The sequence below is a fragment of the Nostoc sp. TCL26-01 genome (assembly GCF_013393945.1).
GTDB lineage: Bacteria > Cyanobacteriota > Cyanobacteriia > Cyanobacteriales > Nostocaceae > Trichormus.
On record NZ_CP040297.1, the window covers coordinates 1,551,165 to 1,570,000 of the forward strand.

Sequence of the window (18,836 nt, forward strand, 5' to 3'; positions counted from 1 at the left end):
TGAGAGTTTTACCAATGACCAATGACCAATGACCAATGACTATTTGCCAATATCTTCATTCCACAACTCTGAATTACTAGCGATAAATTCACTCATCATTTGTTCGCATTCATCTAGATTTAAATCAATCACTTCTACCCCGTGAGACACCATAAAATCTTTAGCGCCGGGAAAAGTTTTTGATTCACCAACGATGACTTTTTTGATCCCAAACTGGACTACAGCGCCAGCGCACAAATAACACGGCATAAGTGTTGAGTATAAAGTTGTGCCTCTGTAGCTGCCAATTCTCCCTGCGTTACGGAGACAATCGATTTCGGCATGGGTAACAGGATCACTGTCTTGTACACGTTTATTGTGTCCTTTGCCTACCAGTTTGCCATCTTTGACAAGCACAGAACCGATGGGAATTCCCCCTTCTTGTCTACCTTGCTGTGCTTCTTGAATGGCAGCTTGCATAAATTCATCCATACTCTTAACCTCCTCATCATGAATCAACAACGGGAACTACAAACGCTCTTTCCCTATTCTCCCAAGAACAGCGCAATATCGTTACTATGAGATAGGGTATTTCTTAGTACAAATGTATGAGAGAATTTGGTCTGCAAGCTCCCTTTAGTCCAACGGGTGATCAACCATTAGCGATCGCTCAGTTAGTTGCTAGCATTCAATCTGGTAATCGTTACCAAACCTTATTAGGTGCAACAGGAACAGGTAAGACATTCTCAGTAGCAGCAGTAATTGAGAAAATAGGTAAGCCGACTCTAGTTCTAGCTCATAATAAAACCCTAGCGGCACAGCTGTGTAATGAATTGCGAGAATTCTTTCCACACAATGCTGTTGAATATTTCGTCAGCTACTACGATTATTATCAGCCGGAGGCGTATATTCCCGTCACTGATACATATATTGAGAAAACTGCGGCAATTAACGATGAGATAGATATGTTACGACATTCTGCTACGCGATCGCTATTTGAGCGTCGGGATGTGATTGTCGTTGCTTCTATTAGCTGTATCTACGGTTTGGGAATTCCCGCAGAATACCTGAAAGCGGCTATTCCTCTAAAAATTGGCATGGAAGTGAACCAGCGTGAAGTGCTGCGAGATTTAGCCTCTGTGCAGTACAGTCGTAACGATATTGAAATGGGACGAGGACGGTTTCGTGTCCGGGGTGATGTTTTAGAAATCGGCCCCGCTTATGAAGATCGAATTATTCGGGTAGAATTTTTTGGTGATGAAATTGACGCAATTCGCTACATTGACCCAGTAACGGGGGAAATTATCAACAGTTTGGAAGCTATTAATATCTACCCTGCACGACACTTTGTCACCCCAGAGGAACGTTTAGAAATAGCTTGTGATGATATTGCGGCTGAATTAAAACAGCAAAAAGCTGATTTAGAAGTAGCCAGTAAACTATTAGAAGCGCAACGTATAGATCAGAGGACACGCTACGATTTAGAAATGTTGCGTGAAGTTGGTTATTGTAACGGTGTAGAAAACTATTCTCGTCATTTAGCTGGGAGAAAAGCTGGGGAACCACCAGAATGTTTAATTGATTATTTTCCTAAAGATTGGCTTTTAGTGATTGATGAATCACACGTCACCGTTCCCCAAATTCGGGGAATGTATAATGGCGACCAAGCCAGAAAGAAAGTCTTAATTGAACATGGATTTAGACTTCCTAGTGCGGCTGATAACCGTCCTTTGAAAGCAGAGGAATTTTGGCAAAAGGTCAGTCAATGTATTTTTGTTTCTGCCACACCAGGAGATTGGGAATTAGAAGTTTCGCAAAATCAGATAGTTGAACAAGTTATTCGTCCTACGGGTGTAATTGATCCAGATATTTCCGTGCGTCCTACAGAGGGACAAATTGATGATTTATTAGGAGAAATTAAAGACAGAGTAGACCTGAATGAAAGGGTTTTGATTACCACTCTGACTAAACGCATGGCAGAAGACTTAACAGAATACTTGCAAGAACATAGTATTCGTGTACGCTATTTGCATTCAGAAATTAATTCTATTCAGCGCATTGAAATTTTGCAAGACTTGCGTCAAGGTAGCTTCGATGTATTAGTTGGAGTCAACTTATTAAGGGAAGGTTTAGACTTACCGGAAGTTTCCTTAGTGGCAATTATGGATGCTGATAAGGAAGGTTTTTTACGGGCGGAACGTTCTTTAATTCAAACTATTGGTAGAGCCGCGCGTCACATCCGAGGACAAGCAATTTTATATGCTGATAATTTAACAGACAGCATGATTAAAGCTATTGAAGAAACAGAAAGACGACGTAATATTCAAATCGCTTATAATCGTCTGCATGGGATTACACCACAACCAATTGTGAAAAAATCGAGTAATGCAATCTTGTCTTTCTTAGAAGTGTCTCGACGTTTAAATGCCACAGACTTAAAAGTTGTGGAAGAACATCTAGATGAACTACCCTTAGAAGAGATTCCTAACTTGATTGAAAAACTCGAAGTCCAGATGAAAGCAGCAGCAAAAAACTTAGAGTTTGAAGAGGCAGCAAAATTACGCGATCGCATCAAACAATTGCGAGATAAATTATTAGGACACTAACCCGAATTATTCATTAAACTTAAAGGCGCACAGATATCTGTGCGCTCTTATTTATTTATTTATTTATTTATTTAAAAATACAAATGAGTTGACAATCTGTTGATACGCTCGACGATAAATAGCATCGTTATTGCCATAACCAGTTTTTGATAATGTCACGACAATAATCCGCGAGTCTCTAGGGTTGACAAAAACTACGTGTTCATTTTCATACAAGCCGCTAGATTGAAATTTTATTCCAGTTTGTCTAGCAATTTTGGCAGGTTTAAAATCACGGGTAATAGAGAATTGGTTACTCTGTTTCACCCACTGTTGTAAAGTCAATTTTCGCGGATTATTATATACATTTATATGTACATTAGCAGGGTATTCTGTACCACCTGCATAGTCTCCAGCGCGAATTTTTTGCGCGTGATTTTTAGTCCAAATATCTATAGCAAGTAAGGGTGAGTTAACATTATTTCCAGAACTAAACGTTTTGTCCTCGACTACAAAATCTGGCAGAGAATAATTAAACTGTAACCGCAAGCGATCGCTCCGGTAAATCGCCTGGTTTTGTGACACAGGTTTAAATGTAGACTTGTCTAAGGTAAGCACGTCTTGAGTAGTTGCGGCAAAACTAACAGTAGGTTTGTCAGCGATCGCTCCTACTATTAGCAAAACCATGAATACTGAATTTACTATCCGCTTACCATCTACTCTCAAGCATTTTGATTTAACTAAATCGCTAGAAAACACCATACTTTTATCTTTTCAATACTTTACGCGATGTGCGACTTATTCTGAAAACCCCTCTCCAAACCTCTCCCCGAAACGGAGAGAGGCTTTGAATCTTGCTCCCCTTCCCTACAAGGGAAGGGGTTGGGGGTTAGGTTTGAGAGAAATTTGCACACCGCGTTACTTTACCTTTAAATAAGTACTACAAGCACTTCCCCAGCGATTTCTCATCAATTGACTTGAATCTAGTAAGATAGTATCCTTTCTCTTCAAACTGAGAGATAAGAACATGGAAAAGCAGCCTCAGTGGTGGCAAAAGCTGCTATTGAATTTTGTCGCAAGTATTGTTTTTTATACTAGTATTCCTCTGCCTTATGTGAATGGGTTAGATTTTCAAGCAGTGTCACGCCTTGTTCCATTGGTAGGTTTATTGATCGGAGGAATTTTAGGACTGCTTGATTTAGGTATAAACTACTTCGGTATTTCAGTATTAACTCGTAGTGCTTTAATCGTAGGACTGTGGATAGCTATCACCGGAGGATTACATTTAGATGGGGCAATGGATACGGCTGATGGTTTAGCCGTGGGTAATCCAGAACGGCGGTTGGAGGTAATGGCAGATAGTGCTACAGGTGCATTTGGGGCTATGGCAGCGATCGCTATTATTGTACTCAAAACATCTGCCTTAACGGATATTGGGCAACATCGATGGCTGATATTAATGGCAACTTGTGGCTGGGGAAGATGGGGACAACAACTAGCGATCGCCTGCTATCCTTATTTAAAACCCACCGGTAAAGGGGCATTTCACAAACAAGCAATTAAGTCATACACAGATTTACTACCAGGATTGCTGTTAATGCTCGCTGTCAGTGGTTTATTCTGGCTAATAAATGGTCGGCGTTTGCTCACCTCAATTATTATGGTTGCGGCTGGGAGTGCGATCGCTACTTTAACTGGTGCATGGTTCAATCACAAATTAGGTGGACATACTGGTGACACCTACGGCGCAGTAGTGGAATGGACTGAAGCCTTATTTCTTTGTATCATGACTACGCTTTAGTGCGGTTTTAAAATATCTTTGCTACTGACTATTGAATACTGACAAGGCTTCATCCTGCAAATGGTGTGAAGTTAGTTTTCATTGCGTGGTGTGACCTTAATATCTCCCGTCAGTTCATTAGTAAAGAACTATAGTTAACATTTGAAGTTTTGCTGAATCTGGCAATTAAGCTTTATCAGTAGGGAAATATAAAATAACACTTCTTGATCATGTGTAACAAGATGAGGGTAAATATTAGCTTAACTTACGGAAGCAATGATCAATTTCGACCAACTTCAAAATGCGATCGCTTACAGGCCGTTTAGCTATTAAGGGAGGCTTTTCCCCATTTTTTAACCATCAAAACGCTGATTTTCTATGGAACGCAACTCATGTCAGGCATAAGCCCATATTCTCTTTCTAAACAACCTCCGGTAATTTTGGTGGCTGATGATGACAAAACCATCCGAGTATTGTTGCGTGAAGCTATGGAGCAAGAAGGTTATCGAGTCATAGAAGTGACAGATGGTAAGCAATGTTTAGATGCCTACGAGACTGTTCAACCAGATATAGTTTTGCTGGATGCGATGATGCCTGTCATGGATGGTTTTACTTGTTGTCGCCAATTACTCCAAGTCGCCCGGAATAAATTAATTTCTGCTTTAGCAAATTTAGATACTGATTCTGGCTTGGGTAATACTGTGATTTCTAAATTATGGGAACGTACTCCTATATTGATGATTACTAGTTTGAATGATCCAGAATCTGTAGATCGTGCTTTTGAAGCAGGCGCAACTGATTACATTACTAAGCCTATTCATTGGGCAGTTTTACGTCAGCGATTACGTAGATTGCTACAACAAGCACAAGTTTATAAACAGTTAGAAGCAGCAAATTTAGCTTTACAAGAGTTAGCTAATGTAGATGGACTGACTGGTCTAGCTAATCGCCGACGCTTTGATAATTACCTCAATGCACAATGGATTAATTTAGCGCAAGAAGGTGCGGCTTTATCTCTAATTTTGTGTGATATCGACTTTTTTAAATTTTATAATGATGAGTATGGACATCCGGCGGGAGATGTTTGCTTACAAAAAGTAGGTGTAGTTTTAGACCACAAGGCACAAAAACATAGAGATTTGGTAGCCCGTTACGGTGGTGAAGAATTTGCTGTGATCATGCCATATACCCATGCAGATGGTGCAATGTATGTCGCTAATGTCATGCAAGCTAGTGTGAGAAATTTACGCATTCCTCATCATCAATCTGCTGTGAGTTCACACATTACTCTGAGTATGGGCGTAGCTACGATAACTCCTACGTGGGATTCTTCACCGGCTGACCTAATTGCTGTGGCTGATAAAGCGCTTTATCAAGCAAAGGCCACAGGACGGAATCGGATTTGTCAATGGGGAAATAATTTGTAATTCGTAATTCGTAATACCCTACGGGTTCGCCGTAAGGCGTTCTCGAAGAGTAGGCTTGCGCCTACGTAATTCGTAATACCGCTATGCGGAAGCAAGCTACGTAATACCTACGGGTTCGCCGTGTTCGCGTAGCGTCTGCGTCAGGAGAAGAGTAGGCTTGCGCTTACATAATTTGTGATTCACCCTGATTGTGAATTGTTTAAGCAGGATAGACGGGGAGTGTAAAATGGAACCATGCACCGCCATGAGGGTTGGAGTCTACCCAAATTTGTCCATAGTGCGCCCTGATAATACGTTGGCAAAGACAAAGACCAATCCCATAACCTTCGGTTCCGGCATCTCGTTCTAGGCGATAATGATTTTCAAATATTAGCTCTCGATTTTCTACAGGAATACCGGGGCCAGTATCACCTATGCTAAATTGCACTTTTTGCGTGGTACGGTGTAATCCAGCAATGCTAATTTTGCCGCCTTGGGGTGTGTATTTAATAGCATTGTCCAAGAGATTTATCAGTACTTGGCGGATGCGTTCAGGGTCGGCATAAACAGATGGTAAGTCTTTGGGGATGTCTGTTTCGATTTTTTGCGCTTTGGTGGTGTAGCGATCGCGCAACTCTTCTAATATATCTAAACACAGTCTACCCAATTCGGTTTTTTGGGGTATAATGGTGAACTCAGTATCTTTACCTCTACCCACCTGCAACAAATCCGCAATCATTTTATCAATTGTCTTAGTTTGAGTGCGGGCTTGTTTTAATAAATGGGCGGTTAAGGCTGGTTTTAAGCGGGTAAATTCTCCTGTATCTGGGTTGTAGTTGGATTGTAGTGTTTCGATAGCGATCGCCGCCGCCGTCAAAGGATTGCGGAGATCGTGAGCAAGCATAGCAATGACTCTATCTTTAAATTGCAACTGCTCTAGAAGTTTTTCTTTTTCTTGTTTGAGATGAAAAATTTCGTCTGAAAGTCGCATCAGTTCGGCAGAAACGGCAACAGACCGGATTGTCGATTTCGATGGGGATGCCCGACCATTGTCATCTGCACGTTCTTGTAACTCTTCTTGCAACTTTAAGTAGGATTCGACGGCTGTTTGCCAGCGAGGCCACCAATTTTTCAGTTGAGTTATGATGTTGCTTCCAGCCAGGACTTGTCTGGGTTCTGGGTGAATTTTGATTAAAGCTGGCGTTGCCACTAGTTTAAAGTGTTCTGCCAGATAAGGTTGTTGTCCAACGTCAATGATTTGGAGTTCAAAATTATACTCAGCCTCTAATTCTTTTAAGTAAGCACGGATACGCTGCACCTGTTGTTTGGACTTAGGTCGTCCATCAATAAATAGCAACAGCTGGAGTGGAGCCTCAGAATAAATAGGCTGATCCTGGGAAACTTGCATGTAATCGTGTTTCGGCACTGGTAACAACCCGGCGACGCTTTGCAGAAATTAGAATAGACTGACGGTTGTCGGTGGTCGTTCGTTTTTCTCAATTTAATATCTATTTTAGATTTTTCTTACACCTATCTATACAAGGTTTTTGACATGAGGTACATATTTTTTAGCTGGTTACTTCCTTTTGCTGTCACTTGTTTTGCGAGAAACGCCTTAGCCGTGCAATATCAGTCTTCATCTTCTCTTAATCATACTCTGGCTGTAGTGTCAACAGATGAAAATTTTTATACCCAGGCAAATCAGTTACTCCAACAACAACTGGATTTGATTACACGTATTGAACAGGCTTTGATTTCCCCAGATGCCAATCGAATGAGGGCTGTCAGGGGACAATTAACTGTCCAAACGAAAATTGTGGAAGGTTTTCTCAAGCGTCAAAATCGGAGTAGTCCAGTTTTATGTAACCCCACGGATGCTTCCCCTCTACCTGGACAGTTAGATAATTCACAAACAAAAATTTATTGTTCTTTGTCTGCTGCTAGCCAGGAATTACTTAAACTAGCTCCAGTGCTAGATCAACTTTTATCTCGACGGGGTGAATTAGCTTTAGTCAGAAAGTTACCTCTGATTAATGGTGAACGTCAATCAGATCCAGTAATGGCGATGAAACCCATACAGCGTCCCTATCTGAACCAGCCAGCAACACCTTTTTCGACAACAGAACCAAATTTAGAATTGACAAACCAACCAACACCCAGACAGTCTACGGAAATTACCTCCCCATCTACACTACCAATAATTGGTAGAATTACCAAAACCGCCATAGCTAACTATGTACCACCAATTCAACCTGCGATCGCTGCACCAGAAACAGTGCTAACTATTTTGGCAACGGCGAAGCAGATGTTAACAGCAGTACAAACGGAATTTCCCGCCGGAACCAAGTTTAGAGATTCCCAGGAAACAACCACAGCCCTTGACCGTTTTGCTTACGGACTTGACCCCCAAGAACCGCAAACCTATGCCAAGTTTTTGCGATTACCACATACGGGGATTTTCCGAGCTTTACCCACATTGGCTTACCAGCGTCCATTAAATACGCTGTGGAACCGATTACAGCCTAGTGTGAGTGAACGCTATCCTTTTCCGGCTTTGGGTAATACTCAGGGAGGATTTAATCCTAGTCTAGCACTTCAGGTTGTAGGCGATCGCTTTAAATTACAGGATCAAGGAGTAGATTACAGTTTTATGGTGGATGTGGGCGATATTCCTTTGGAAAAACTGGATCACCAGTTAAAATCAGTAGCTTTGCCCACAAGAGAATTTTTTCTCAACTATCAACCACCAAAAGAGTTAGCAGCTTTACCAGTGGAAAGACGGCGGTTTATTACTGGCAAAGACCAAAACTGGAATCAAAGCCAGGTGATTTTAGCCAGTGCCACAGCTAAATTGCATCATACTTATATAGTGCGATCGCTGCAATTCCAACTACCAGAAATTCTCCTCAATCGTCAACTAACAAATTTAGAACAAAGCCGCTACATAGACCAATTAAAACAAATCCGCAGTAGCGACATCATTTTAGCTTTCCGACCAGTCCGCAGCCGTACTGATGGCAGTTATACAATTCTATGGCGAGTTTTAAACGAACTACCTGCGCCGCAAATTAGTTATTAGTCAATAGTCATTGGTCAATAGTCAATAGTCATTGGTCATTGGTCATTGGCTACTCTCTCTATTCTGTGTTTGACTCTGTCTGTTGACTCAATTACGTAGCTTGCTTCTCGCCTTTGGCGAGTATTACGAATTATCATCACTTTGCGCTAGGGTAGGAATTGACACGTGATTTGTGATTTTGTGTGTTTGCTTGTAAACGACCAACTGTATTTTTGAGTTTGGCTGTCTTGATGACTGCTCTAACAGCCTGTTCTAGCTCTCCTAGTGCTAAAAATTGGGAGCAGTCTTTGGCAGCTGATCCGCAGTTGCAGGATAATTCTGTGGTTTTTGGTGGTAGGAAAGAGGGTGCAGGTCAAGTAGGGCAAAATCAGCCTTCTGTGCAATTACCAGCCGACTTTCCCAAAGAGATTCCCATATATACAAATGCTCAATTACAGGAAGTCACACCTGCTACGGGTTCAGACAATCGAGTTTCAGCTCGTTGGCTGAGTTCTGAACCGAGCAATTTTATCATTGGCTTTTATCGTAACCAGTTGCAGACGAACAACTGGCAAATTTTGCAACAGCCGACTGATGATGCGGAAGGTACATTTGAGGCACGGCGTAATGATTTGTTGGTGAAAGTTGCGATTCAACCTAAATCTGTGACTAACGCCGCACCAAACCAACCACAAACATCTACGTTGTTGAAAATTGAGTATACACCTAATAGTACAGCTAGTACAGCTACAGCCCAACCTGACTCAGCTAACAGTCCCACGGCAACAGGCAATAATATTCCCCAACCTGGTGAACCACAGTTTATTGGCCCAGTACCACCAGCCAATTGGGCAACACAACCAACAAACACAGCCGTGAATCCTGCCCCCACGACATCGACATTTAGCGATTTAAATAAAGCACCGCAACAACTACGGCAATACATCCAAGATTTAGCTGCGTTGGATATATTTGATTTAAATTCTGCATCAACTAAAAATAATTCCAGTCCTACAACTAATCAATTTGAACCCAATAAAATTATTACCCGGAGAGAATATGCTCGCTGGTTAGTCGCTGCTAATAATGCTATGTATGCTAACAATCTGAGCAAACAGATTCGTTTGGCGGCAGAAACTTCACAACCAGCTTTTAGTGATGTACCTGCCAAAGATCCAGATTTCCCAATTATTCAGGGTTTAGCTGAAGCAGGGTTAATTCCCAGTCCTTTATCAGGAGATGCGACGACAGTTTTGTTTCGTCCTGATGCACCGTTGATTCGGGAACAGTTGATTTTGTGGAAATTACCTTTGGATACTCGGCAAGGTTTACCCACCGCTAACTTGGAAGCAGTTAAGGAAACTTGGGGTTTCCAAGATGCAGGCAAGATAGATCCCAAGGCTTTAAGAGCAGTGTTAGCTGATTTTCAAAATGGTGAACAAGCGAATATTCGTCGGGTGTTTGGCTACACCACTTTATTTCAGCCCAAGAAACCTGTAACTCGTGCAGAAGCGGCGGCGACTTTGTGGTATTTTGGAACTCAAGGTGAGGGTATATCAGCCGTTGATGCGCTCAAGTTGCAGCAAACACCAACCGTGAGTGGAGTGCGATCGCCAAATTAATCTAGTCAAAATCAAGCAACAGAAAAATCTGTAACCTGACGATATTCAGGACGAATAAAACCTAGAACAATATCATCTTTCATTATCCCTAAATCAAGTAAAGCGTCAGTTATTCCTGTTTCTGTGCCATCGGATTCAATGTATACTTTACCTGCAAAAATTCGTACATGAATTACTACTGCATGAACTCTACCTGTTTGATCCCAGCCAGTATCTATCAATAAATAATTATCAGATTTTTCATCACAAATAGATAGGCTGTCAATCTGACCATGACTAGGTTTATATTTGGCGTGCTTTTCCACAACACTTGCTACGACTTGTCTATATTTCTCTAACTTATCCATTGCACAATTACCTCCTGGTTTGGATCAAAAATCAGATAGTTAATTTGCTGGTCACTCAAAATATCTTGAATTGCTGGTTTAAGAAAAAAGTCTTGATAAGCAGCTTCAGGAATAGTTATGTATCTGGGGATTTTAATTGTCCCCAGTTAGACAAAAAGTAAATTTTAGTTAATTATTTAGCTCACAGAAATTACCTGTGATGGGGAGGCGAGATTTTTAGTCATGGTTAAAACTGTTTGTCTTGCCCATTGATCTGCTGCCAAAATGTCATCTAAAGAAGGATTTGCACAGTTATCATTTTGATGGCGATCGCACACTAATTCAATACACCGAGGAATATCTAAAAATTTGATTTTCTCTTCTAGAAATAATGCCACTAGTTGTTCATTGGCAGCATTTAATACTGCTGGCATGGAACCACCTGCTTTCCCCGCAGCATAGGCTAACTGCATACAAGGATACTTTTGGTGGTCTGGTTCACGGAAGGTGAGGTTGCCAGCTTTGACTAAATCTAGGCGTTCCCAATCAGTGTGGATGCGTTCTGGCCAAGATAGGGCATACAACAAGGGTAAACGCATATCTGGCCAGCCCAGTTGCGCTAGTACAGAAGTATCTTGTAGCTCAATCAGGGAGTGAATAATGCTTTGGGGATGAATGACAATTTCAATGTCTGAGTAGTCTAACTCAAACAAGAAGTGTGCTTCAATCACTTCTAGACCTTTATTCATCAAGGTGGCTGAGTCTACTGTAATCTTTCGCCCCATTGACCAGTTAGGATGCTTGAGGGCATCAGCTACGGTCACTTCTGCTAACTTAGCCACATCCCAATCTCGGAATGCACCACCAGAAGCCGTCAGTAGAATCTTGCGTAAGCCGCCTTTGGGAACGCCTTGGAGGCATTGAAAAATCGCTGAATGTTCAGAATCGGCAGGTAGTAGTTTAACACCGTGTTTGGCAACTAAGGGTAAAACTACAGGGCCGCCAGCGATGAGAGTTTCTTTATTTGCTAAAGCAATATCTTTACCAGCTTCAATGGCGGCGATGGTTGGCAGTAACCCAGCACAACCGACAATTCCGGTGACAACTGTTTGAGCATCGCCATAGCGAGCTACTTCAATCACGCCTGCTTCCCCACCCAGTAAAATGGGTTGGGGATCAAGGTCTTTGATAGCTGCTTGCAGGTCTGGCAATTTTTCCGCAGCCGAAATGGCAGCTATTTGTGGTCGAAATTGCCGAATTTGCTCTGCCAACATTGCTACATTGCTCCCAGCTGCTAACCCCACGATCCGAAACTGATCTGGGTACTGAGTCACAATATCTAAAGTCTGAGTACCGATTGAGCCGGTGGAACCAACAAGAGTAATAGCTTTCACAATTGCTTCAGGATCTACAGATAACTCTCACTATAAATTGCTGGGGACTCATTACGAACAGCGATCGCCACATTAGGGACTTTCAACTAAAAAAATATACAATCGCTTTGGTGAGTCGGGGAAGCAGGTTAAGTAGGGGAAGTAGGGGAGGCAGGGGAGGAAAAATCCATTTTCGCCATGTAGGTGCAAAATATTACTGTTAAATTACAGAATTATCAACATCAATCAGAAAATGCCGAGGGGAATTGCAGGAAATATTCAAGTCTATGATTAAATTGCCAATATTGATGAAAAAATTCTTATGGAAAAATGATTTTCTCTTCCCGATATTGATGTGGTTTTTTAGTCGCATCTTTATCGGGATTACTATGTTACTGGTAGCGCCAAATTTGCCATCGGCTGAGAATAATTCATCTGGTTGGGGTTGGGAAGTTTTTGATGCTTGGGATAGTGTACATTATCGGGCGATCGCTACTACTGGATATGAATTTGTTAATGATGGCAAACAACACAATCTAGCTTTCTTCCCCTTATTTCCCCTGTGCATTCGATTCTTGATGAACTTGGGTTGCTCTTTTGAAGCTGCTGGTCTTTTGATTAATAACTTAGCTTTTTTAGCAGCACTTTACTGGCTCTATTTTTGGCTGAAAGATTTCTATGGTATTAGTGTTGCCAGGTGGGCAACGGCTGTGGTGTCTTGGTATCCTTCTTCGATGTTTACCGGAGTAGTGTATACAGAGGGATTGTATTTATTTTTGAGTACAGCCGCCTTAAGGGCTTTTGATCAAAAGCAGTATGGATGGATGGCTATTTGGGGGGCAATGGCGACAGCCACCCGTCCTACAGGTATGGCCATGATACCCGCATTTGCGATCGCTGCTTGGCAAGAACGCCGACCCCCCATTGCCTACATTGCAGGTTTAGCAACTGCTACAGGTGTCTTGCTATTTAGTCTATATTGTGCTATGGAATTTCACGATCCGTTAGCTTTTATCGCTGCCCAACGCGGCTGGCGGCCTTCTTTGGGATTTGATTGGCAGGGTTGGTTGAATATGCTGATGCTGATTGCTGTTGGTTCCCAAAACTGGCAAGGTGGCTGGCTACCGGCTGCTTCTGGGCTGATCAATGATCCTTGGCATCCTTTGCTGTTTACTATAGTTGTGGGCGGTGGATATTGTTTATATCGCTTCCGTCAACACTGGAATTCTGCCAAGATTATCTACGGTTTTTATACTTTAGTTTTATTGTTGTTGCTATTGGCACAAGAAAATCTAATTAATCGCTTGCTCAATGCTGTGATGATTTTGGGTGGTGGTTATATCTTGTGGCGTTTCCGGCAGCAAATGACTTTAGTAACTACAGTGTATGGATTTTGCGGTATTGGGTTGCTGCTAGCTTCTGGCGGGACAATATCCTTGAGCCGATTGGCCTATGGCATAGTACCTTTAAGTATAGCGATCGGGATGCTGCTATCTCGCTATCCCCGACAAGGCTATTTTGTCTTAGGTTTATTCATTACATTACTGGCGAAGTTAGCTGTAGGATTTGCACAAGAACAATGGGTGGGTTAAAAGACCAAATCAAAAAACCAAATCACTCTATATCTATAGTGCTGATGATTGGCGTAAGTGCGTTAATTTTATTTGCTGCTAGCAGTCTGAGACACGCTTTATTTCAATCAACAGCTCTTGATTTAGCTGTCTTTGATCAATGGGTATATTTAACTAGTCAAGGACTACCACCCATTTCATCATTCTTGGGATTTCACATATTAGGAGATCATGCTGCTTTTATTTTGTATGCGATCGCATTACTATATAAAATTCACCCTAATGTACACTGGCTATTTGCAGTACAGGCTATTGCTCTAGCTGTAGGAGTAGTTCCCATATATGCCTTAAGTTTGCAAGCTGGCTTATCCATTGCTTATGCTCAAGCAACTGCTCTTACATATTTACTTTATCCGGCATTGTTCAATATCAACTTTTTTACAGACTTCCGCCCTGAAGCGATCGCCATTCCCGCTTTATTATGGGCAATGTGGGCTGGAATTGGTAAACACACTTGGCAAATAATTTTAGCTGTTGCTCTAGTCTTAAGTTGCAAAGATATCTTGAGTTTAACTGTAATTGCTTTAGGTTTTTGGTTGTGGTTAATTCAACGTCGGCGTTGGTATGGCATTGGATGTATCTTCACGGGTGTAATTTGGTATTTCATCACAATTGGTCATCTTGTTCCTATGCTGCGAGGTAGTGAAGCAGGTGGAGTTGTGTTTTATCGTTCTCTTGGCAACACTCCCGTGCAAATTCTCTGGAATATTATTACCCAACCAGAATTAATTTTCGGAAAATTCTTTTTACCTGACACAATATTTTACTATTTGTTGCTAATCTTACCAGTAATTATTGGGTTACACTGGCAAAAAATCATGGCAATTCTGCCAGCTTCACCAATGTTATTACTCAATATTCTTTCTGATTATTGGGCGCAGCGAGACTTAATTCATCATTATTCTTTGGCAATTTTTCCATTTATTATTGTCTGGCTGATACAATCGATACCCCAATACCAGCAAGAACAAAAAAGACGTTGGCTGAAGCCACGTTTTTTAGTTATTTGGTCTATGATTGCATTTTTGCTTTTAGCCAAGTATGAATTTTTCTTTACACGTTATCTTTCAAGTCTACCAAATTTAAATTCTCTATATACTGCTGTGAGTCTAGTACAAACTAATGAAAGTGTTTTAACAACATCAAGAATAGCCCCTCACTTAAGTCATCGTCAAATTATTAAGCTAACTAATCCAAACAGCGAATATTTAAACAATAACTATCAATCTTTTAAATATGTACTGCTGGATTCACTAAATTTAAGTTTAGCTAAAAAAACAGAATTTCATCCTAGCTTAATTACGACACTCCAAAATGATTCATCATTTAAATTGTCTTATCAAAAAGATCATGTCTATTTGTTTACTAAAAAGTAGATGAGTCTTAGTTTAAGATGTTTGTATGAATCAAGTTAAATTTTTCAGAAGCTCCTAATAGTTGAGCATTTGGTAAATTTAACATCTGGAAAGTGGGATTATCTAATAATAGGTAAGATTTAGTTCCCGCCATCTTTTTTAGGGTTTCGCTGTTTACTGGGATCACTCGACAATCACAGTAAAAATCTAAACTAGGACGACTATAGGCAAAAGAAGTATAAACTTTAGTTCCTGGTGAAACATGAGTGCGAATTAATGTAGCCACTGGTTTGACTGGGAAGGCTTCATTTAATTCCCAAATCCATGATTGGGAACTCATTAACAATGCCAAAACCACATACATTCCGACAAATAAAACGGCAATAAACCGGCGATCGCTCATCTTCACCAGCCATGCTACTATACCCATACTGACTGCGAGAACCAGACTCATGACTATCAACATAGGTTGGGGATCTGTAGTCACGAAGTAGACGCAACCAAATAAACCTGCGATCGCTAACACTGCAAATAATAATGTCCCAGCTTTTGTGGAAAAATGACGATGCTGCCAAATATCGCTGAGTTTAGCACCAATTGCCAGAGCCAGAAATGGATATATGGGTATCACATACCAAGGTAGTTTTGTTCTCATCACAGAAATAGTTAGCAAGTAAATAATTGTGCCAACTAAAACTAAACTTCCCCAAGAAGTATGGCGTTTTTTCACAGCTAAATAAAAGCCTCCTGGCCAAAATACCAGCCAAGGAAAACTATATTTAATTATTTCGATAAAATAGTAGAAAATATTCCCGCTATTCCCCTCAACAGGTTGCACAAGACGGTTAAATGTTTGTGCTTGCAAATTTACTTGGACAAAAATGTTTCCATAATGTTGCCATTGAGCAGTATACCAAGCGATCGCTGGAGCATTGCCTAAAAATAAACCCGTCCATAAATAAGGACTCTTCAATAAAACTAATTGTTTATCTGCTAATAAGAATACACCAGCAATTCCCCCCAACAACAAAACTATTAGACCTTTAGTTAAGGCAATTAGTCCCAAACCCAATCCTACACCCAAAGCATATTTTTGGTTCTGACGCGCTTTCAGTAAACAAAACAGTACGATGAGAAAAAAAGTCACCAATGTACCATCCAACATTGCCAATCTGCCATGACGCACCACAGGTAACATTGTTAAGTAAACCAAAGCTGTAAATAATGCTGGTAAACTTTTGCTAAAAAGCTGCCTACCCACCAAAAAAAGTAAAGGCACACCCAAGGCTGTTAAAACTGCACCAGGAAAGCGTGTTGTCCATTCATTCACACCACCCAGGGAATAAGTTAGAGCAATTAAGCTGTGCAGCAAAGGCGGCTTGTTGTAGTAGGGTTCTCCAGCTAAAGTAGGATAAAGCCAACGCATTGTACCATCAGGAGCGCGCCAAATATCACGAGCTACTTGAGCGATCGTCCCTTCATCCCAATCTCTTAAGGGAGAATTCCCCAAAAACATTAGCCACAGTAACAGAGACAGCACCAACAAGCTCAATAGCCATTCTTTGTCTGGGAATGGACGCATGGTATGAAAATCCTGATAATTTCTAAATCGCTTTTCTTCATCTTCAATTAATGTATATAATTTTCTTTAAAGAAAATAATTAGGAGCTACGCACTTACCACAAACCTCCCTAAGACTGCGTGAGTCCTATAATTGACTTAGTTCACAATCTTACGTATATTTTTTATTGATTTTTAGTCGCAAATTTGCTTTAATTCAGTAATTATACTGTGACAACATATATCTAATTTTCATATTAATTAAGGTGATGACTTCATGCTGGAGAATTCAATACAGCAAATATCAAGCTATCAGAACTGTTAACTAAATTCTGTAATACTTAGTGACTCAAATTTTGGCATCAATAGCAAAGTTCACTATTTGATGACATAAGTAATAAAACTTTTCAAAGAGTATAGGAATTAACTAATGATCACTTTACAGTAATGGGAAACTATATTTAAGTGAGTGCAGTCTACCTGCTTGATATGGAACTAGAAATGTTATTCACTAAAAATTTAATTTTTTCTTTCAAAGGGAGTAGTAACAGTCAACAGTAGAATAATAGCTAATAAATTTCAGACTTTATTTTAATTAAAATTTGCTATGGATAAACTTTTCTCATTCAATACTGACTTGTTTATCCCTAGGCGAAATCTATGAAGTTCATCAAACTTATTTATGGATAGAAACAGTATGTGAACAATAAACTATGAGAAGCTAGCAATAAATCCATTCAGCAATCCTCTAAATTTTGACTCTTAACTGATTGTGCTGTATTCACAACCCACTATCAGTAGTCAGAACTAAAAACTCCACTCCATGTAAATAAATCTATGGAAAATCTATAGTAAATATTATTACAGCAGATTGTGGGTAAATAAGTTACAAGATTTAAGAGTAAAGCATAAACCAAAAGGCTGGCAATTCTGTTCTCTGCTAGATACGTACAATCTGCCAGCCTGAAAGCTAAAAGCAGAGGTGCAGTTGTAGATAATAAGTGATATTTTTTAATTTCTGTGAATCTATATGCAAAATTTCAGGATTATCAGGAATTGTCTAGGTATCTAAATTTGCTAAATAAATGTGTTAAAAACTACCATTCCCATCGTGATTGATAGTGCGATCCTCAAGGAGCTTGCGAAGTGGAAAAAAACAATAAATCTTTTCTTTGGCCACAGGGAATATTGATTGCGCTGTTAGCTGTGAGCGCTAGTTTGAGTTTAGGGGTGATGATGTTGCTCAAACCCAATGCTTCAGATGCTCAAATCAAGCAAAGCACGAATGGCATAAATCTCCCAAAAACCCCTGCAAAAGCTGGAACTCGTCAGCGAGTTGAGAACTTAAAAGCAACCATGCTGACAAGTTGGCAGCAACAAGCAAAAGTTAAAGGCTTGTCTTATCCCATACCACCACGGTTCCAAGGAGCTACCATTCAAGCTGCCACACTTAGCCCCAATCAAAAAGTCATTGCCTTAACTTTTGATGATGGCCCTTGGCCTGAGACTACTGTTCAAGTCCTAAATATTCTCAAAGAAAATAATATCAAAGCAACATTTTTTGTCATTGGTCAAAATGTTAAGCACTATCCAGACTTGATTAAAAGAATAGTTGCTGAAGGTCATACTATTGGTAATCATACTTGGCATCATTGGTATCATTTTATGAATCCCCAAGTAGCTGCTTATGAAATTGACAATACAACAGAATTGATATACGAGGTTACAGGTGTGAAAACTAATTTATTTCGCCCACCAGGGGGAATAATGCACAATGGGTTAGTTAGTTACGCCAGAAATAATAAGTATGCAGTCATTATGTGGTCATCTGACTCGATTGATTACTCACGTCCTGGTACACCGAGATTAATTAATAATGTATTTAGACAAGCAAAACCTGGTGGAATTGTGCTGATGCACGATGGTGGTGGTAATCGCTCTCAAACAGTACAAGCATTACCGGAAATTATTTCCAGATTTCGCAAGCAAGGTTATAGCTTTGTAACTATTCCCGAACTCTTAGAAATGCAGGACAAAAATCAACGAATAATTGCTAATAAAAAGTAGTTTTCATCGTTACTAATTCATTACAAAAAGTTTCTCTGTGGTTCTATGGCAAATAAAAAATAATTTATTTAACCACAAAGCCACAGAGTTAAGA

General features: G+C 40.4%; 15 protein-coding genes. 8 read left to right on the top strand and 7 right to left on the bottom strand.

The features are described from left to right. Positions 1-39 precede the first annotated feature (39 nt). Positions 40-471: a nucleoside deaminase gene (locus FD725_RS06550; RefSeq protein ID WP_179047377.1), complete on the bottom strand. Its 432-nt coding sequence runs from the start codon at positions 469-471 to the stop codon at positions 40-42. Between the two features lie 116 nt (positions 472-587). Here FD725_RS06550 and uvrB point away from each other — a divergent pair, with 116 nt between their 5' ends. Next, the gene (uvrB, locus tag FD725_RS06555; protein ID WP_179047378.1) at positions 588-2,585 is read left to right on the top strand and encodes an excinuclease ABC subunit UvrB; all 1,998 of its coding nucleotides are present in this window, start codon (positions 588-590) and stop codon (positions 2,583-2,585) included. 63 nt (positions 2,586-2,648) lie between these two features. Here the strand turns inward: uvrB and FD725_RS06560 are convergent, their stop codons facing one another. Continuing rightward, entirely contained in the window at positions 2,649-3,326 is a 678-nt protein-coding gene (locus FD725_RS06560) for a hypothetical protein (RefSeq protein WP_256871865.1), read from the bottom strand. 265 nt (positions 3,327-3,591) lie between these two features. On the opposite strand from FD725_RS06560, the gene cobS reads away from it, so the two are divergent. Both cobS and FD725_RS06570 read left to right on the top strand, forming a co-directional pair. Further along, entirely contained in the window at positions 3,592-4,365 is a 774-nt protein-coding gene (gene cobS, locus FD725_RS06565) for an adenosylcobinamide-GDP ribazoletransferase (RefSeq protein WP_179047379.1), read from the top strand. A gap of 371 nt (positions 4,366-4,736) precedes the next feature. Continuing rightward, positions 4,737-5,771, top strand: a complete 1,035-nt coding sequence (locus FD725_RS06570; protein ID WP_179047380.1) for a PleD family two-component system response regulator — start codon at positions 4,737-4,739, stop codon at positions 5,769-5,771. A 199-nt stretch (positions 5,772-5,970) separates the two neighbouring features. On the opposite strand, the gene FD725_RS06575 is transcribed toward FD725_RS06570, so the two are convergent. Continuing rightward, entirely contained in the window at positions 5,971-7,176 is a 1,206-nt protein-coding gene (locus tag FD725_RS06575; protein WP_179047381.1) for a histidine kinase, read from the bottom strand. Between the two features lie 126 nt (positions 7,177-7,302). On the opposite strand from FD725_RS06575, the gene FD725_RS06580 reads away from it, so the two are divergent. Both FD725_RS06580 and FD725_RS06585 read left to right on the top strand, forming a co-directional pair. Continuing rightward, entirely contained in the window at positions 7,303-8,829 is a 1,527-nt protein-coding gene (locus FD725_RS06580) for a hypothetical protein (RefSeq protein WP_179047382.1), read from the top strand. Between the two features lie 182 nt (positions 8,830-9,011). Then, positions 9,012-10,430 (top strand): S-layer homology domain-containing protein, encoded by a 1,419-nt coding sequence (locus FD725_RS06585; RefSeq protein ID WP_179047383.1) that lies wholly within the window; start codon positions 9,012-9,014, stop codon positions 10,428-10,430. A gap of 11 nt (positions 10,431-10,441) precedes the next feature. Here the strand turns inward: FD725_RS06585 and FD725_RS06590 are convergent, their stop codons facing one another. From FD725_RS06590 to FD725_RS06600, 3 genes are read right to left on the bottom strand one after another with little or no spacing between them, the layout of a single operon-like run. Further along, positions 10,442-10,777: a XisI protein gene (locus FD725_RS06590; protein WP_179047384.1), complete on the bottom strand. Its 336-nt coding sequence runs from the start codon at positions 10,775-10,777 to the stop codon at positions 10,442-10,444. Continuing rightward, a complete protein-coding gene (locus tag FD725_RS06595) occupies positions 10,765-10,923 on the bottom strand; it encodes an element excision factor XisH family protein (protein ID WP_306296903.1) in 159 nt (52 codons plus the stop codon). The genes FD725_RS06590 and FD725_RS06595 overlap by 13 nt, the downstream gene beginning before the upstream one ends. 30 nt (positions 10,924-10,953) lie before the next feature. After that, on the bottom strand, positions 10,954-12,150 hold the full coding sequence (locus FD725_RS06600; protein WP_179047385.1) for a 1-deoxy-D-xylulose-5-phosphate reductoisomerase: 1,197 nt from the start codon (positions 12,148-12,150) through the stop codon (positions 10,954-10,956). Between the two features lie 266 nt (positions 12,151-12,416). Between FD725_RS06600 and FD725_RS06605 the strand changes: the two genes are divergently transcribed. Together FD725_RS06605 and FD725_RS06610 are read left to right on the top strand one after the other, a co-directional pair. Beyond that, positions 12,417-13,721, top strand: coding sequence for a mannosyltransferase family protein (locus FD725_RS06605; protein ID WP_179047386.1), 1,305 nt, complete (start codon positions 12,417-12,419; stop codon positions 13,719-13,721). Beyond that, positions 13,709-15,136, top strand: coding sequence for a DUF2079 domain-containing protein (locus FD725_RS06610; RefSeq protein ID WP_179047387.1), 1,428 nt, complete (start codon positions 13,709-13,711; stop codon positions 15,134-15,136). Before FD725_RS06605 ends, FD725_RS06610 begins: the two co-directional genes overlap by 13 nt. A gap of 7 nt (positions 15,137-15,143) precedes the next feature. Here FD725_RS06610 and FD725_RS06615 read toward each other — a convergent pair whose 3' ends face one another. Beyond that, entirely contained in the window at positions 15,144-16,697 is a 1,554-nt protein-coding gene (locus tag FD725_RS06615) for a glycosyltransferase family 39 protein (protein WP_179047388.1), read from the bottom strand. A 1,124-nt stretch (positions 16,698-17,821) separates the two neighbouring features. Here FD725_RS06615 and FD725_RS06620 point away from each other — a divergent pair. After that, positions 17,822-18,742: a polysaccharide deacetylase family protein gene (locus FD725_RS06620; RefSeq protein ID WP_256871866.1), complete on the top strand. Its 921-nt coding sequence runs from the start codon at positions 17,822-17,824 to the stop codon at positions 18,740-18,742. Positions 18,743-18,836: the final 94 nt, after the last annotated feature.

Bases quoted from the DNA above. Each gene is read 5' to 3' on its own strand.
- FD725_RS06550 (WP_179047377.1), bottom strand. From the start codon at position 471: ATGGATGAATTTATGCAAGCTGCCATTCAAGAAGCACAGCAAGGTAGA.
- uvrB (WP_179047378.1), top strand. From the start codon at position 588: ATGAGAGAATTTGGTCTGCAAGCTCCCTTTAGTCCAACGGGTGATCAA.
- FD725_RS06560 (WP_256871865.1), bottom strand. From the start codon at position 3,326: ATGGTGTTTTCTAGCGATTTAGTTAAATCAAAATGCTTGAGAGTAGAT.
- cobS (WP_179047379.1), top strand. From the start codon at position 3,592: ATGGAAAAGCAGCCTCAGTGGTGGCAAAAGCTGCTATTGAATTTTGTC.
- FD725_RS06570 (WP_179047380.1), top strand. From the start codon at position 4,737: ATGTCAGGCATAAGCCCATATTCTCTTTCTAAACAACCTCCGGTAATT.
- FD725_RS06580 (WP_179047382.1), top strand. From the start codon at position 7,303: ATGAGGTACATATTTTTTAGCTGGTTACTTCCTTTTGCTGTCACTTGT.
- FD725_RS06590 (WP_179047384.1), bottom strand. From the start codon at position 10,777: ATGGATAAGTTAGAGAAATATAGACAAGTCGTAGCAAGTGTTGTGGAA.
- FD725_RS06605 (WP_179047386.1), top strand. From the start codon at position 12,417: ATGATTAAATTGCCAATATTGATGAAAAAATTCTTATGGAAAAATGAT.
- FD725_RS06610 (WP_179047387.1), top strand. From the start codon at position 13,709: ATGGGTGGGTTAAAAGACCAAATCAAAAAACCAAATCACTCTATATCT.
- FD725_RS06615 (WP_179047388.1), bottom strand. From the start codon at position 16,697: ATGCGTCCATTCCCAGACAAAGAATGGCTATTGAGCTTGTTGGTGCTG.